General features: G+C 70.6%; 16 protein-coding genes. 11 read left to right on the forward strand and 5 right to left on the reverse strand.

Annotated features, from left to right (window positions below; genetic code table 11):
* Positions 1-50 precede the first annotated feature (50 nt).
* On the reverse strand, positions 51-674 hold the full coding sequence (locus P5G52_RS09870; protein ID WP_301226941.1) for an isochorismatase family protein: 624 nt from the start codon (positions 672-674) through the stop codon (positions 51-53).
* Entirely contained in the window at positions 671-1,987 is a 1,317-nt protein-coding gene (locus P5G52_RS09875) for a nicotinate phosphoribosyltransferase (protein WP_435868698.1), read from the reverse strand. Before P5G52_RS09875 ends, P5G52_RS09870 begins: the two co-directional genes overlap by 4 nt.
* A 125-nt stretch (positions 1,988-2,112) precedes the next feature.
* On the opposite strand from P5G52_RS09875, the gene clpS reads away from it, so the two are divergent.
* The 8 genes from clpS (at position 2,113) to P5G52_RS09915 (ending at position 7,778) form a co-directional block, all read left to right on the forward strand.
* Positions 2,113-2,421, forward strand: coding sequence for an ATP-dependent Clp protease adapter ClpS (gene clpS, locus P5G52_RS09880; protein ID WP_301226943.1), 309 nt, complete (start codon positions 2,113-2,115; stop codon positions 2,419-2,421).
* 5 nt (positions 2,422-2,426) lie between these two features.
* A complete protein-coding gene (locus P5G52_RS09885) occupies positions 2,427-3,002 on the forward strand; it encodes a DUF2017 domain-containing protein (protein ID WP_301226945.1) in 576 nt (191 codons plus the stop codon).
* Between the two features lie 104 nt (positions 3,003-3,106).
* The gene (gene murI / locus P5G52_RS09890; RefSeq protein WP_301226947.1) at positions 3,107-4,018 is read left to right on the forward strand and encodes a glutamate racemase; all 912 of its coding nucleotides are present in this window, start codon (positions 3,107-3,109) and stop codon (positions 4,016-4,018) included.
* The gene (locus P5G52_RS09895) at positions 4,015-4,812 is read left to right on the forward strand and encodes an MBL fold metallo-hydrolase (RefSeq protein ID WP_301226949.1); all 798 of its coding nucleotides are present in this window, start codon (positions 4,015-4,017) and stop codon (positions 4,810-4,812) included. The genes murI and P5G52_RS09895 overlap by 4 nt, the downstream gene beginning before the upstream one ends.
* A 74-nt stretch (positions 4,813-4,886) precedes the next feature.
* Positions 4,887-5,675 (forward strand): ribonuclease PH, encoded by a 789-nt coding sequence (gene rph, locus P5G52_RS09900; RefSeq protein WP_301226951.1) that lies wholly within the window; start codon positions 4,887-4,889, stop codon positions 5,673-5,675.
* Entirely contained in the window at positions 5,668-6,294 is a 627-nt protein-coding gene (gene rdgB / locus P5G52_RS09905; RefSeq protein ID WP_301226953.1) for an RdgB/HAM1 family non-canonical purine NTP pyrophosphatase, read from the forward strand. The genes rph and rdgB overlap by 8 nt, the downstream gene beginning before the upstream one ends.
* A 138-nt stretch (positions 6,295-6,432) precedes the next feature.
* On the forward strand, positions 6,433-7,113 hold the full coding sequence (locus tag P5G52_RS09910; RefSeq protein ID WP_301228755.1) for a DedA family protein: 681 nt from the start codon (positions 6,433-6,435) through the stop codon (positions 7,111-7,113).
* Positions 7,110-7,778: a GNAT family N-acetyltransferase gene (locus tag P5G52_RS09915; protein ID WP_301226955.1), complete on the forward strand. Its 669-nt coding sequence runs from the start codon at positions 7,110-7,112 to the stop codon at positions 7,776-7,778. Before P5G52_RS09910 ends, P5G52_RS09915 begins: the two co-directional genes overlap by 4 nt.
* Here P5G52_RS09915 and P5G52_RS09920 read toward each other — a convergent pair.
* Positions 7,759-8,433, reverse strand: a complete 675-nt coding sequence (locus P5G52_RS09920; protein WP_301226957.1) for an HAD family hydrolase — start codon at positions 8,431-8,433, stop codon at positions 7,759-7,761. The genes P5G52_RS09915 and P5G52_RS09920 overlap by 20 nt on opposite strands.
* Positions 8,434-8,526: 93 nt before the next feature.
* Between P5G52_RS09920 and P5G52_RS09925 the strand changes: the two genes are divergently transcribed.
* Entirely contained in the window at positions 8,527-9,519 is a 993-nt protein-coding gene (locus tag P5G52_RS09925) for an exonuclease domain-containing protein (RefSeq protein ID WP_301226959.1), read from the forward strand.
* A gap of 5 nt (positions 9,520-9,524) precedes the next feature.
* Here P5G52_RS09925 and P5G52_RS09930 read toward each other — a convergent pair whose 3' ends face one another.
* Together P5G52_RS09930 and P5G52_RS09935 are read right to left on the reverse strand one after the other, a co-directional pair.
* Complete coding sequence (locus P5G52_RS09930) at positions 9,525-10,442, reverse strand: SDR family NAD(P)-dependent oxidoreductase (RefSeq protein ID WP_301226961.1); 918 nt, start codon at positions 10,440-10,442, stop codon at positions 9,525-9,527.
* A gap of 178 nt (positions 10,443-10,620) precedes the next feature.
* Positions 10,621-11,784, reverse strand: a complete 1,164-nt coding sequence (locus P5G52_RS09935; protein WP_301226963.1) for an ADP-ribosylglycohydrolase family protein — start codon at positions 11,782-11,784, stop codon at positions 10,621-10,623.
* 170 nt (positions 11,785-11,954) lie between these two features.
* Between P5G52_RS09935 and P5G52_RS09940 the strand changes: the two genes are divergently transcribed.
* Positions 11,955-13,016, forward strand: coding sequence for an aquaporin (locus P5G52_RS09940; RefSeq protein WP_301226965.1), 1,062 nt, complete (start codon positions 11,955-11,957; stop codon positions 13,014-13,016).
* 65 nt (positions 13,017-13,081) lie between these two features.
* Positions 13,082-14,245 carry an exonuclease SbcCD subunit D gene (locus tag P5G52_RS09945; RefSeq protein WP_301226967.1) on the forward strand — a complete coding sequence of 388 codons (1,164 nt, stop codon included), beginning with the start codon at positions 13,082-13,084 and terminating at the stop codon, positions 14,243-14,245.
* The last annotated feature ends 6 nt before the right edge of the window (positions 14,246-14,251 follow it).

Here is a 14,251-nt window from a genome sequence, read left to right on the forward strand (position 1 = left end):
ACGAGAAAGGCCGGGCTGGGAGACCAGCCCGGCCTTCGTCGTCCGGAGAGCTAGCGCACGAGCTCGACGCCCGCGGACTCCAGTTCGTCCAGTGCGTCCTCGGACCTGTCCTCGTGCACACCCCGGGTCAGGTCCGCCATCACGGTGACCGAGTAGCCGGCCTGCAGCGCGTCCAGGGCGGTGGCACGGACGCAGTAGTCGGTGGCGAGGCCGGCGATGACGACGTCGTCGACCTCGTGGTCGCGCAGCCAGTCATCGAGGGTAAGGGGATCCTCGTCGACGTCCGCCGCTCCGCCGCCGAGCTTCTGCTCGCCCGTCGGCACTTCGTCGTCGGGCGCTTTCACGCCCTCGAAACCGGAGTAGGCGGCCTCGAACTGTCCCTTGCGGAACACGGCGTCGATGCTCTCGGTGTCGAGGTCCCGGTGGAAGTCCGAGCCCTTCGTGTCGGCGACGCAGTGGACGGGCCAGGAGTCGATGAAGTCGGGCGTCTCGGAGAAGTGGCTGCCCGGGTCGATGTGCCAGTCCTGGGTGGCGACGATGTAGTCGTAGGAGCCGGCCTGCTCGTCGATGTGGTCGCTGATGTCGGCCGCTACCTGGGCTCCGCCCTGGACGGCGAGCGAGCCGCCCTCGCAGAAGTCGTTCTGCACATCCACGATGATCAGTGCGCGGGTCATGGTGCCTCCTCGTACTCGGTGGGGATGACTGGTTCGCCGCGCTGCAGGCGCCGGACGGCTCCGGGCAGCTCCGCAATCGACTGGCGGTGGCGCTCGGCGGCGCGGACGACGGCTTCGGGCCCGGTCCACCCGGGCAGGACGACGCCGTCCCGGACGAACTCCTGCATCAGCGGCCGGTCGTTGCCGTCGTCGGCCGGGCTGATCCCGATGCCGACGACCTCTGCCTCCGCCGTGCCGTGCTCGTCGAGGCGGCGCAGCGCGTGCTTGAGTCCCCCGACGGACGCCTTGTTCATGGCGGCCTTGGCGACGGAGACGAAGGTGCCGTCGTCGTCCTGGCGGCTCACCAGCTTGTAGACCATGCCCGCGGTCGGCGCGCCCGAGCCCGTGACGAGGGAGGTCCCGACGCCGTAGGAGTCTACGGGAGCCGCGGCGAGGAGCCCGATGGCGAACTCGTCGAGGTCGGACGTCACCACGATCTTGGTGTTGTGGTTACCGAGGTCGTCGAGGAGCTCGCGCACCCAGCGCGCCTGGGCGACGAGGTCGCCGGAATCGAGCCGGACGGCGCCGAGCTCGGGGCCGGCCACCTCGACGGCGGTCCGCACGCCCTGTTCGACGTCGTACGTGTCCACGAGCAGCGACGTCCCGCAGCCGAGGGAGGCGACCTGGGCCTCGAAGGCCGCACGCTCGGAGTCGTGCAGGAGCGTGAAGGAGTGTGCCGCGGTGCCGACGGTCGGGAGTCCGTAGCGTCGGCCCGCCTCCAGGTTGGACGTGCTGGCGAACCCTCCGATGATGGCGGCGCGTGCTGCGGCGACGGCGGACTCCTCGTGCGTGCGCCGCGAGCCCATCTCGATGCAGGGGCGGTCGGCGGCCGCGCCCGTCATGCGGGAGGCGGCGGAGGCGATGGCGCTGTCATGGTTGAGGATCGACAGGATGAGGGTCTCGAGGATGCACGCCTCGGCGAACGACGATTCCACGATGAGGATCGGGGAGTTCGGGAAGTACGCCTCGCCCTCCGCATAGCCCGAGATGGAGCCGGAGAAGCGGAAGTCGGCCAGCCAGGCGAGCGTGGCATCGTCGACGATCCGGTGGTCGCTGAGGAAGCCGAGCTGCACGTCGTCGAACCGGAAGGTGGCCAGCGACTCCAGCAGGCGCCCGGTGCCGGCGACGACCCCGTAGCGCCGTCCCGCGGGGAGGCGACGGGCGAAGGCCTCGAACACTGCCCGGCGGTGCGCGGCACCCGAATGCAGTGAGGCCTGCAGCATCGTGAGTTCGTACTGGTCCGTGAAGAGCGCGCTGTTCGGTGCGTTCACCAGGGACGGTCCGGCGGCGGATGGCGGATTCGTGGTCAGGGCGTTGGTCACCCTCAAAACGATAGCCGGGCGTCCGCTGTGTGAGTACCCGACCTCCGGGCCGGGGCCGTCCACTTAGAATGGACCCTATGACAGTAGGCTTTGCGACCGGCACCGACATCCAAGAGGAGGTGCGGACGAGCGAGAAGACGGACCTCGACCAGCCCTGGGTGGTCGTCGTGTGGAACGACCCCGTGAACCTCATGAGCTACGTGAGCTTCGTCTTCCAGACCTACTTCGGCTACAGCGAGGCCAAGGCCCGCACGCTGATGCTCGAGGTCCACGAGCAGGGCCGCTCCGCCGTCGTGTCCGGCAGCCGCGAGAAGGTCGAACAGGACACCGTGGCGCTCCACTCCTACGGGCTGTGGGCCACCTTCGAGAAAGCCGGGAGCAACTAGGCCTCATGGCGAAACACTTCAAATCGACGCGCCGCGGCATTACCGGGGCGCTGGAGCCGGGTGAGGCGCGCCTCCTGGGCGCCCTGCTCGACGACGTCATCTCGATGCTCGAACCCGAGACGGGCCCGAGCGAGGACCCGCTGGCCGCCCTCGTCGGCATGTCCGGTGCCGACGCCGACGCCACAGCACCCGACGACTCCGCCGTCCGGCGCCTCCTGCCCGACGCCGTCCGCGGCGACGACGACGAAGCCCTGGCCTTCCGCCGCCTGACGGAGCGCTCCCTGCGGGAGCAGAAGATCGGCGCGCTGCGCGGCAGCGCGCTGCTGATCGAGTCCAGCCCGATGACGCTCAACGACGAGCAGGCCCGGCTCCTCGCGCAGGCGCTGAACGATGTCCGGCTGGTCCTCGCCGACCGGCTCAGGATCGAGACGGAGGAGGACGCCGAGCGGCTCCACGACATCGCGGACTCGAAGGACGTCGACGACGTCGAGTCGTACCTCGCCCTCGTCTACAACTTCATCACCTGGCTCCAGGAATCCCTCGTGCAGGCCATGCTGAAGGCCGCCCGGCTGGAACGCTGACACCTGTCGGGGGAGCCGGGCGCAGCGTACTTCGCGCGCCTGTGACATAACCCACGGAACGGCGGATAGTTTTACCCGGCGACACGTCATATTCTCAGAGGATCATGAGCCCAGAGCCAGCAAACAGGGACCGCAGCGAAGCGCCCATCGGCATTTTCGATTCCGGCGTCGGGGGACTCACGGTCGCGCGCGCCGTGATCGACCAGCTGCCCCACGAATCGATCATGTACGTCGGTGACACCGCGAACGGTCCGTACGGTCCCCTCCCGATCGCGCAGGTGCGCGCCCACGCGCTCGGCGTCATGGACGAGCTGGTGGACTCGGGCGTGAAGCTCCTCGTCATCGCCTGCAACTCGGCCTCCGCCGCCGTGCTCCGCGACGCGCGGGAACGCTACACGGCCCGCTACGGCATCCCCGTGATCGAGGTCATCCAGCCCGCCGTCCGCCGCGCCGTCGCGTCCACGCGGTCGGGCAGGATCGGCGTCATCGGTACGACGGCGACCGTCGGATCGCGTGCCTACGACGACACGTTCGCAGCCGCTCCCCACCTCGACGTGACGTCCGTGGCGTGCCCGGCCTTCGTCGAGTTCGTGGAGGCCGGGATCACCGGCGGGCCCGCCCTGCTGCGGACGGCCGAGGAGTACCTCGAACCCCTGAAGGAAGCCGGCGTCGACACGGTCGTCCTCGGCTGCACCCACTATCCGCTGCTGACCGGCGTCATCTCCTACGTCATGGGCGACGCCGTCACCCTCGTGTCCAGCGCGGAGGAGACGGCGAAGGACGTCTACCGCGCGCTCGTCTCCCACGGACTCGAGCGGGACAGCGTGGACCCCGGCGTGCACCGCTTCATCGCGACGGGCGACGCCGGGAGCTTCGAGGTGCTGGCGCGCCGCTTCCTCGGTCCGGAGGTCCTCAGCGTGCAGCACGTGGACCACGTCGCCGCGCAGTACCCGACCGGCAGCCTCGCACGGATCACACCCGAGATGATCGCCGCCGCAGGCTTCCCCCGCGCATGAAACTGACCATCGTGGGATGCAGCGGGTCCTTTCCCGGGCCGCAGTCGCCGGCCTCCTGCTACCTCCTCAGTGCGCAGCACGAGGGCCGCACCTGGCGCATCCTGCTCGACCTCGGCAACGGCTCGCTCGGTGCCCTGCAGCGGTACATGGACCTGCGCGAGATCGACGCCATCTTCCTGTCCCACCTCCACCCCGACCACTGCATGGACCTGTGCGGACTCCATGTCGCGGTGCACTGGGATCCGTCGGGCTGGGGGCTGCCCCGCATCCCCGTCTGGGGACCCGCCGCGACCGCCGACAGGATGGCGAGCGCCTACGGGCTCGAACCCGACCCGGGCATGCACGAGGACTTCGACTTCCAGTCCTGGCGGAACCGTGCTCCGGTGACCGTCGGCCCGTTCACGATCACCCCGTATCAGGTCCTCCACCCCATCGAGGAGGCGTACGCGCTGCGGGTGGAGGTGACCGAGGCGGATGCGCAGGGTGCGGTCCGCACGCATGTCCTCACCTACTCGGGCGATACCGATGCATGCGACGGACTGGTGGATGCGGCCCGCGACGCGGACGTCTTCCTCTGCGAGGCCGCCTTCCATGAGGGCCGCGACGACGGCATCTCCGGGGTCCACCTCACGGGGAAACGGGCCGGGGACGTCGCGACGAGGGCGTCCGCCAAGCGACTCCTGCTGACCCACCTCCCGGTCTGGAACGACGCGAGCCTCGCCGTGAGCGAGGCACGCCAGAGCTATGACGGCCATCTCGCCGTCGCGGTCGCGGGAGTCTCGTACACGGTGTGAGTGCCGGGGCCGAGCCGGTCCGCACGCTGCGATTGCCAGCGACCTCCCATGTGCTCCCGTCTAGACTGGAAATCATGACTCCCCCGAACACACCCCTGCCGTCCCCTGCCAGCAACGCCGCGCCCGTGCTGCGGGCGGATGGCAGGACGCCCGACCAGCTGCGCAACATCAGCATCACCCGCGGCTGGTCGAAGCAGGCGGAAGGCTCCGCCCTCATCGAGTTCGGCAACACGCGCGTGCTCTGCACGGCCTCCCTGACCAGCGGAGTACCCCGCTGGCTCAAGGGTGAGGGCAAGGGCTGGGTCACCGCCGAATACGCCATGCTTCCCCGCGCCACCAACACCCGCTCGGACCGCGAATCCGTCAAGGGCAAAATCGGCGGCAGGACGCACGAGATCTCGCGGCTGATCGGCCGGTCGCTGCGGTCGATCATCGACACGAAGGCGCTGGGGGAGAACACGATCGTGCTCGACTGCGACGTCCTGCAGGCCGACGGCGGCACGCGCACGGCAGCGATCACGGGAGCCTACGTCGCGCTCGCCGACGCCATCCGCTACGCCAAGGACAAGAAGCTCATCCCGGCCTCGGCCTCCCCGCTGACGGACACGGTGGCCGCCATCAGCGTGGGGATCATCGACGGCATCCCCATGCTGGACCTCCCGTACGTCGAGGACGTCCGCGCCGAGACGGACATGAACGTCGTCGTCACCGGGTCGGGGAAGTTCGTCGAGGTGCAGGGAACAGCGGAGGGTGCGCCCTTCGACCGGGCCGAGCTCGACGCGCTCCTGGACCTCGCCCTGCTCGGAACCGCACAGCTCGCGCAGATCCAGATCGACACCCTCCGGGACTCTTCCGGTGCCTGAGGCTCCCCGGCTGGTCCTCGCCACCCACAACGCCGGCAAGCTGCGGGAACTGCGCGAGCTGCTGCGCGGCCAGGTGCCCGGGCTCGACGTCGACACGCAGGTCATCGATGCCGCCGCAGCAGGCGCGCCGGATGTCGTCGAGAGCGGCGTTACCTTCGAGGAGAACGCCCTGCTCAAGGCGGAGCAGACCGCGCAGGCCACGGGCCTCATCGCTGTCGCGGACGACTCCGGTCTCGCCGTCGACATCCTCGGCGGAGCGCCGGGGATCTTCTCGGCCCGGTGGGCCGGGAGGCACGGCGACGACGCCGCCAACCTCGAACTCCTCCTGGCGCAGCTCTCCGATATCCCGGCCGGCCGGCGGGGAGCCGCGTTCGTCTGTGCCGCTGCCCTCGCGGTCCCGGGGAACCCGGCCGGACGTCGTACCGAGCGGGGCGAGCTCCGGGGCTCGCTGCTGACGGCGCCCCGCGGAACTGGAGGCTTCGGGTACGATCCCATCCTCGTGCCCGAAGGGCTCGACCGGAGCTGCGCCGAACTCGCGCCCGACGAGAAGAACGCCATCAGCCACCGCGGCATCGCGTTCCGCGCACTGCTGCCGCACCTCATCGACGCGCTCTCCTGACCGCACAGATCGACCGCACCGCGTGACCGCACCGCTGCGGATCCGGACGTAGCCGCCGGGCCCGCAGGCACGAACCACCGAAGACCACAGCACGTCCAGCAGGACACCATGAGAGGGACGGGTACCACCGTGAGCATCATCCAGACAGTCCAGGCAGTCCAGGTCGCAGCGGCGACCACGACGTCGGACGGCTCCGCCCTCGGCAGCGTCACGGACTGGGCGGTGAACCTGATGGAGACCATCGGCGCTCCCGGTGCGGGCCTCGCCATCGCCCTCGAGAACCTCTTCCCGCCGCTCCCGAGCGAGGTCATCCTGCCCCTGGCCGGCTTCACGGCGAGCCGCGGCAACTTCTCGCTGTTCGAGGCCATCCTGTGGACCACCCTGGGCTCGGTCGTCGGCGCGTACGCGCTGTACGTCCTCGGCGCATGGCTCGGGCGCGACCGCATGCGGCGGCTCGTCTCCAAGGTGCCCCTCATCGACATCGAGGACGTGGACAAGGTCGAGGCGTGGTTCAACCGGCACGGCTACCGGGCCGTGTTCTTCGGGAGGATGATCCCGCTCTTCCGGAGCCTCATCTCGATCCCGGCCGGGATCGAGCGCATGCCGGTGGGCAAGTTCCTGCTGCTCACCACGGCGGGCAGCCTGATCTGGAACACCATCTTCGTGCTGGCGGGCTTCTACCTCGGTGAGAACTGGCACGTCGTCGAGCAGTACGCGAACACGTTCCAGAAGATCGTGATCGTCGCCGTCGTCCTGTTCGCCGCCTACTTCGTCTTCTCCAAGATCCGCAAGCACCGGGCGAAGAAAAGGGTGCAGTGACCGGAACGCCCGATCCACTGGTGCAGGTCTGGCCGCTGTTCGGTTTGGTCATCACCACACCCCGCCTCGTCCTGACGCCGGTGCGGGACGAGCACCTGCCGGGCCTGGTCGACGCGGTGCTCGCGGGTGTCCACGACCCTGCGGAGATGCCCTTCAGCATCCCGTGGACCGACGCCCCGCGGGACGTCCTGATCACCGAGACGGCGAAGCACCAGTGGCGTCTCCGGGCCGGAGTCACCGCCGCCGACTGGACACTCAACTTCGCCGTGCTCCACGAGGAGCGAGTCATCGGCGTCCAGGACCTCGCGGCCCGCTCGTTCCCGGTGCTGCGCCGCGTCCGCTCGGGCTCTTGGCTCACGCGGTCGCTCCAGGGGCAGGGCTTCGGCACGGAGATGCGCGCGGCGGTGCTGCAGTTCGCGTTCGACCACCTCGGCGCGACGTCGGCGGCCTCGGAGGCCGCGGACTGGAACCGGGCGTCGCTGGGCGTGTCACGCCGCCTCGGCTACGTCCCGAACGGTACCTCCCTGGTGGAAGCCCGCCGCGGCGAGGTGGAGATTCTGCAGAACGTCCTGCTCGCCCCTGAGGACTTCGTGCGGCCGGACTGGACCGCCGACGTGCAGGGTGCCGAGGCAGCGCTCGCCTTCCTTACTCCGGGCCCCGACTGACCGCTGGTCCGGGTGCCTGCGCCGCGTCCTGCAGCCCCGTCCCGGGCGCCGCGGGGGCGAGCAGGCGGGAGAGGTCGGACGTCGGGCCGAACAGCCGGGCGTCGATCCCGAGCGCGCGCGCGGCCGCGATGTTCGCCGGCGAGTCGTCGATGAAGGTGACGAGGCCCGGTTCCACCGCGAGTTCGGTCAGCACGTGGTCGAAGACGGCGGTCGACGGCTTGACGAGCCGCAGGGACGAGCTGAAGAAGCGGTGGCGAAACAGGTGAGCCCACGGCGCGGAGGCGAACTGGGACACCATGGGCGCCGGCATGTTCGAGAGCAGCGCCAGGCGCTCGCCCCGGGCGTCGAGGTCCTCGAGGACATCCAGGGTCTCGAGGTTCAGGTGCGACCACTGGTTGCCGTCGAGGACGTCCAGCCACGCCGACCTCACCGGTCCTGTGGGTCGTGCGCAGACGAGGGACCAGTACTCGCCGGACGTGAAGGCGCCGGCGTCGAAGGCATGGCGGTGCTGCCAGTAGCCCGACGTCGGTGCGGCCAGGTCCGGCACCCCGGTCGCCTCCGTGAGCGCCTCCCAGTCGGAGGGCGTGGGGGCGGTGGAGATCACGTTGCCGTAGTCGAAGAGGAACCACCGGCGGGAGCTGTCATCACGGGCCATGGTTCAGCGTAGGACTCCCTGCCTCCGCGCCGCGCGGGGTCCCCGGTTAACGTTGCGTGAACGCATGCAACGAGCGGCGGTAAACTGGGAGACGTGGGAATAGCGTTCACGGCCATCGACTTCGAGACTGCGAATGGCTTTCGCGGCTCCCCGTGCGCCGTCGGGCTGACCAAGGTCAGGGACGGCCGGATCGTGGAAGAGGCGTCCTGGTTGATGCGCCCACCCGTCGGGCACGACCACTTCGACTCCCGCAACATCGCCATCCACGGCATCACCTCCAGCATGGTCGAGGACGCTCCCCGCTTCGGGGAGCTGTTTCCCGAGATCGGCGGTTTCATCGGATCGGACGTCCTGGTCGCGCACAATGCGGCCTTCGACCTCGGGGTGATCCGGTCCGCGCTCGAGGTGTCCGCGCTCGCGGGCCCGGCGTGGGACTACGCCTGCACCGTCGTGCTCGCGCGGAAGAGCTACTCGCTGCCCTCCTACTCGCTCCCGTTCGTCGCGGAGGCCGCCGGAGTGCCGCTGCTGAACCATCACGACGCCGTCGAGGACGCGCGGGCTTGCGCGGGCATCATGATCGATATCGCCCGCCGGTACGACGCGCCGACCGTGGAGGACGTGCTCGGTTGCCACAACCTCCCGCTGTCGCGGGCGGAGCCGTACGCCCCGGGCGTGGACGAACTGTCGAAGGCGACGCGCACGGCGCTCGGGCGGGGCTCGTCGCCGTCGGGCTGGTCCGGCTGGCCGGAGGAGGGCGAGAATCCGCACGCCAATGCGCAGGCGGATCCGCGGCATCCGCTCTACGGGCAGACCGTCGTCTTCACCGGGAACCTCGGCATCTCCCGTCCGCAGGCGAAGGAACGCGCCGCGAGCCTCGGAGCGCAGCCGGCGAGTGCCGTCACCCGCCGGACCACCGTGCTGGTGGTGGGCGACGGCTTCGTCGCGTCGGACCTGCGCAACGGGCGCGTGACCGGTAAGGCGCGCCGCGTCCTGGAGCTCCACGAGCGGGGCCAGGCGATCGAGGTGCTCTCCGAGGCCGAGTTCCTGCAGATGACCGGCGGCCGGTGGCCTGCCGACAGCCAGTAGCGGCTCTACGGGAAACGGAGCCGTAGACCGGTGAGATCGGCCGACAGGTCGATGAGCCGCGACGCCGCGTTGCTCTCGCGCGCATGCGGCTTCGCGGGCACGAGCGCGGGGCGGCCCCTGAGCTGGAACCAGCCGTCGGGCCCGCAGTAGGCGCCGTTCGGGATGTCGGGGTCGACCGTCGCCCGCACGAGCGGCCAGGCGCCGTCGTCCTTGCCCTGTGCAACCGGCTCCATCACGCGCTGCCTCCAGCGGGGCGCCTCCCTGTGCGTGGGGACGCCCGGCCGATCCGGCGTGAACATGCCGAGGGCGAGGCCGGGATGGGCGACCACGCTCGTCGCCGCGCTGCCGGTCAGCTCAAGGCGCCGCGCGAGTTCGAAACCGAACGCCATCACCGCGAGCTTCGACGTCGCGTATGCGCTCGCGTTGCGGTACGACGACGGCTGGAGGGACGACGGCGTCAGGCGCGCCCAGCGGTGGCTGATGCTGCCGAGATGGACGATCCTCGTCCCGGCGGTGCTCAGCGCCGGCAGGAGGATTGCGATCAGGGCGTAGTGGCCCAGATGGTTGGTGCCGAACTGCAGTTCGAAGCCGTCCGCGGTCGAACGCCGCTCCGGCGATCCGACCACTCCGGCGTTGGCGAGCAGTCCGGACAGGGGTGGGCCCGCTGCAATCCTCGTTGCGGCGGCACGGACCGACGCCAGGTCGGCCAGGTCGAGGGGCTGGAAGGTGACGTCGGCATCGGGATACCGGCTGCGGATGGCCCGAATGGCGCGCCGTGCCCTGTCCTCGCTGCGCGCTGCCAGAAGAACGGCCGCACCCGCGCCGGCGAGCTGTTCGCAGGCGAAGTAGCCGAGCCCGGCAGTGCCGCCCGTCACGAGGATGCGCCGGCCGGACAGCAGGGGGAGGTCGGCGGGATTCCACATGGGCTCCAGCGTAGGCCGTCCCCGAAGCCCGGCCGATCCCTCGGTTCCCGCCGTTGCGGCTGGCCGGTGTGCCTGTGTCCCGGCTGGGCGGAGCGCCGGCTGTTCCAGCTGTGCCGCCGTTCCGGCTGTTCCCGCTGGGGCGGTGTGGCGGTGTTCGGGTTGTTCCGGTGCCCCGGCGTCAGGAGCCCGTGGTCGCGGCGAGCAGAGTGCGCGCCATGGTGCGCACGACCTCGGCCACCCCGGGTGCGGTCAGGTAGGCGGGCGGAAGGGCCGTGGTGCCATGGAGCGCACCGACGATGCCTCCCGCGAGCGAGGCGGCGATGACGGGAGACGCATCGGGCCGGCCGGCGGCGGCGGCATGGGCCAGCGCTCCCGCCAGGTGCTCCCCGGGGGACGATCCCGCGGTCTCGCGGACGGCCTGCAGGGCCGCCTCGAAGGTTCCCGCCGCCGTCGTCCCCCCGGCCGCCGTTCCACCGGCTGGCGTTCCCCCAGCCGTCGTTCCACCGGCTGGCGTTCCCCCAGCCGTCGTTCCACCGGCAAGCGTTCCGCCGGCAGCCTGCGGAGGCACCGCGCCTCCGGCCGCGACGCCGGCAGCGGCATCGTGCCCCGCCTCCCTGGCCAGGTGGTTCTCCTCCCCGCGCACGGCGCGAACGGCCTCGTCGAGGTCGCGGCCCTCGATGGCGAGGGAGCGGATGATGCCGCTGAACAGTGCTGCCGTGCCCTTTGCGGCGGGGGAACCGTGCGTCAGAGCAGCGGCATCGACGGTCAGGCGCTCGACCATGCCCGCCGGGATGCGGGGGACCAGACCGAACGGGGCCGATCGCATCAGCGCCCCGGGTCCCTGGGCCTCGGGATTCAGCGGCCGGGCCTGCGTTCCCATCGCGCCGGTGAGAAGGGCGCGCACGGTGTCGGCGTCGGCGTCGTGCACGGCCAGGAGGTCGTCCTGCCGATCCAGCCACCTCGCCGGCGGCGCGGGTGCGGCGGGCGGAAGGTGCTCGCCCTGCCGCACGAGCCAGCGGAGGTAAGCGAGCCACAGGCACGCCGTCTCGTCGGCGGCGACCCCGTCGTTCGCCCACTCGAGTGCCTCGACGAGGCCGTCGACGGTGTACAGGGTGAGCTGGGTCGCGGCGGACACGGCCATCGCTCCGGGGTCGTCCAGGGCCGCGGCCGGATCGTCTCCCGCGGCATGGAGCACGCCGTACGCGTCACCCGCCATCGTGCCGAGGAGGCAGCCGAGGACCCGGTCCTCGTACACGTCCGCCGGAGTGTCCCCGGTGCCGGAGCCGGTGCTGGGGTCGGTGGGGGAGTCGTCGGTGGAGTCTGTGCTGCTGTCAGTCGTCACCTCTCCAGTCTAGGGAGGGGTTGCCTGCCCGCCGGCACTGCTCCTGCCGGCATTGCTCTCCGTGCACACTGCTCCTCCCAGCCGGCATGCAGGCTAGGATGGAAGGCTTGTCGGCGGCCCGGTGCACCAGCCGGACAGTCTCCCAGGCACGACCGAAGGATTGCGTATTTATGACCCCCACCACGACGGCCGGAGCGACGGCAGACACCGCTTCCACGACCACGTACGACGACGCGGTGCGTGCCCCCGGGCTCGCGGCACGCTCGATCGCCGAGGGGGCCGGCTCGTTCCTCGTCATCCTCGCCGGGCTCGGCGCAACGATGCTGGCCACGGAGACGGCACTGCAGCCCACGCTCGTCTTCGGCTTCGCCGTCATCGCCGCGATGATCGCCTTCGGCTACGTCTCCGGAGGCCATTTCAACCCGGCCATCACCGTCGGCTCCGCCGTCGCCGGACGCACCGACTGGAAATTGGTGGCCCCGTACGTGGTGGCGCAGGTACTCGGAGCCGTCGCCGCCTCGGGACTGATCTGGCTGGTACTCAGCGCCAATGCCCAGCTCACCAACATCCAGGGGTTCTTCAGTTCGGCCTCCAACGGTTTCGGTGAGCACTCCGCCGCGCAGTTCCCCCTGACCAGTGCCTTCCTGCTCGAGGTCGTCGCGTCGGCACTGCTCGTCGCGGTGTTCCTCGGGGCGGGCTCGCCCCGTGCGAGGCGCGACCTCGCACCGTTCGCCGTCGGCCTGACCTACGCCGGCCTGCTCTCCTTCCTCCTGCCCGTCACCAACGGCGGCATCAATCCCGTCCGGGCCGCGGCCTCGGCGATCTTCGCGGAGACCTGGGCCCTCGAGCAGCTGTGGCTGTTCTGGGCCGCGCCGATCGTCGGAGCGCTGATCGCGGGACTGATCTTCCGCAGCGTCGATACCCGGCGCCCCGTGCGCGCCTCGGCGCAGGTCCTCGAGGCGGAGACTCCCGCCTCCGCCGGCGCAACCGCGCAGGACACCGCGCAGGACAACGGGCAGCAGACCGCCCAGGAGACCGGGCAGCAGACCGGGCAGGGCACCGCGCGGGAGACCGCGCATCAGACCGCGGTGCCCCAGGACGCGCCGCAGGACGGGCCGGCGACCGCGGCCGAGCAGCCTTCGGGCGATGCCGCGGCGTTCTTCGACAAGCCGGCATCGCAGGGGCGCGAAGCATCGTCCGATGCTCCCGGAACGTCCGGACCGGTGCGCTAGCCCATTTCGGGGCCCGCCGCGCGCTGATCCAGAGAATGTCGGCGTGCGGCGGTAGCGTGAAAATCATGAGGATCCTCCACACCTCCGACTGGCATCTGGGACGTTCCTTCCACGGGACGGGCACCCTCGATGCCCAGCGGATCTTTCTCGACAACCTCGAGAAGACCGTGCGTGAGGAAGCCGTCGACGTCGTGCTGGTCGCCGGGGACGTCTACGACCGCGCGCTGCCCGCCGTCGACGTCGTCGCACTCTTCGACGAGGCGCTGGACCGGCTGACGGTCGCGGGTGCCCACGTGGTCATCAGCAGCGGGAACCACGACTCGGCGACCCGGCTCGGTTTCGGCGGACGCATCCTCTCCCGCGGCGGAGTCCACCTCAGGACGCGCATCGAGGACATCGGCACCCCGGTGACTTTGTCCCTCGGCGAGGATGCCGAGCTCGCGATCTACGGCGTGCCCTACCTCGAGCCACGCGTCGTCGCGGAGGTCCTGAAGGCGGACAGCAGCACGCACACGGCCGTGACGCGCGCCGCCCTCGACCGGATCCGCGAGGACCTCGACGACCGGCGGGCGGATCGGCGGGTCGTGTCGATCGTCCTGGCGCACACCTTCGCCGCCGGCGGGACCGGCTCGGACAGTGAGCGTGACCTCGCGATCGGCGGGCTGGGGTCCGTCCCGCTCTCCCTCTTCGAGGGGTTCGACTACAGCGCCCTCGGCCACCTGCACGGCAGGCAGAAGCTCTCGGAGACAGTGCGCTACTCCGGGTCGCCCCTCGCGTACTCGTTCTCCGAGGTGAACCAGAACAAGGGTGCCTGGCTCCTCGAGGTGACCGCGGACGGGGTGCGGGAGATCCGCGCCGTGGAGTGGCCGGCACCGCGCGAACTCGCCGTCCTCGCGGGGACGCTCGAGGACCTGCTGAGCCGCGATGACCTCGACTGGGCTACGGCGGCCTACTGCCACATCACCCTCACCGACAGCGAGCGCCCGGCACGCGCCATGGAGCGCCTGAGGACCCGGTTCCCCGACACCCTCGTGCTCGTCTTCGCACCGGAGGGCGGGAACCGGGAGGACACCCGGACGTACAGCCAGCGCATCGCCGAGGCCCGGGACGATGCCGACATCTGCTGCGGCTTCCTGGAACACGTCCGCGGGCGGAAGGCGTCACCCGAGGAGCATGCCCTCGTCCGGTCGACGGTCGATGCCGCCCTGAGCCTCGCCCACGAACGCTAGGACCGG

The sequence above is a fragment of the Arthrobacter burdickii genome (genome assembly GCF_030433645.1).
GTDB lineage: Bacteria > Actinomycetota > Actinomycetes > Actinomycetales > Micrococcaceae > Arthrobacter_D > Arthrobacter_D burdickii.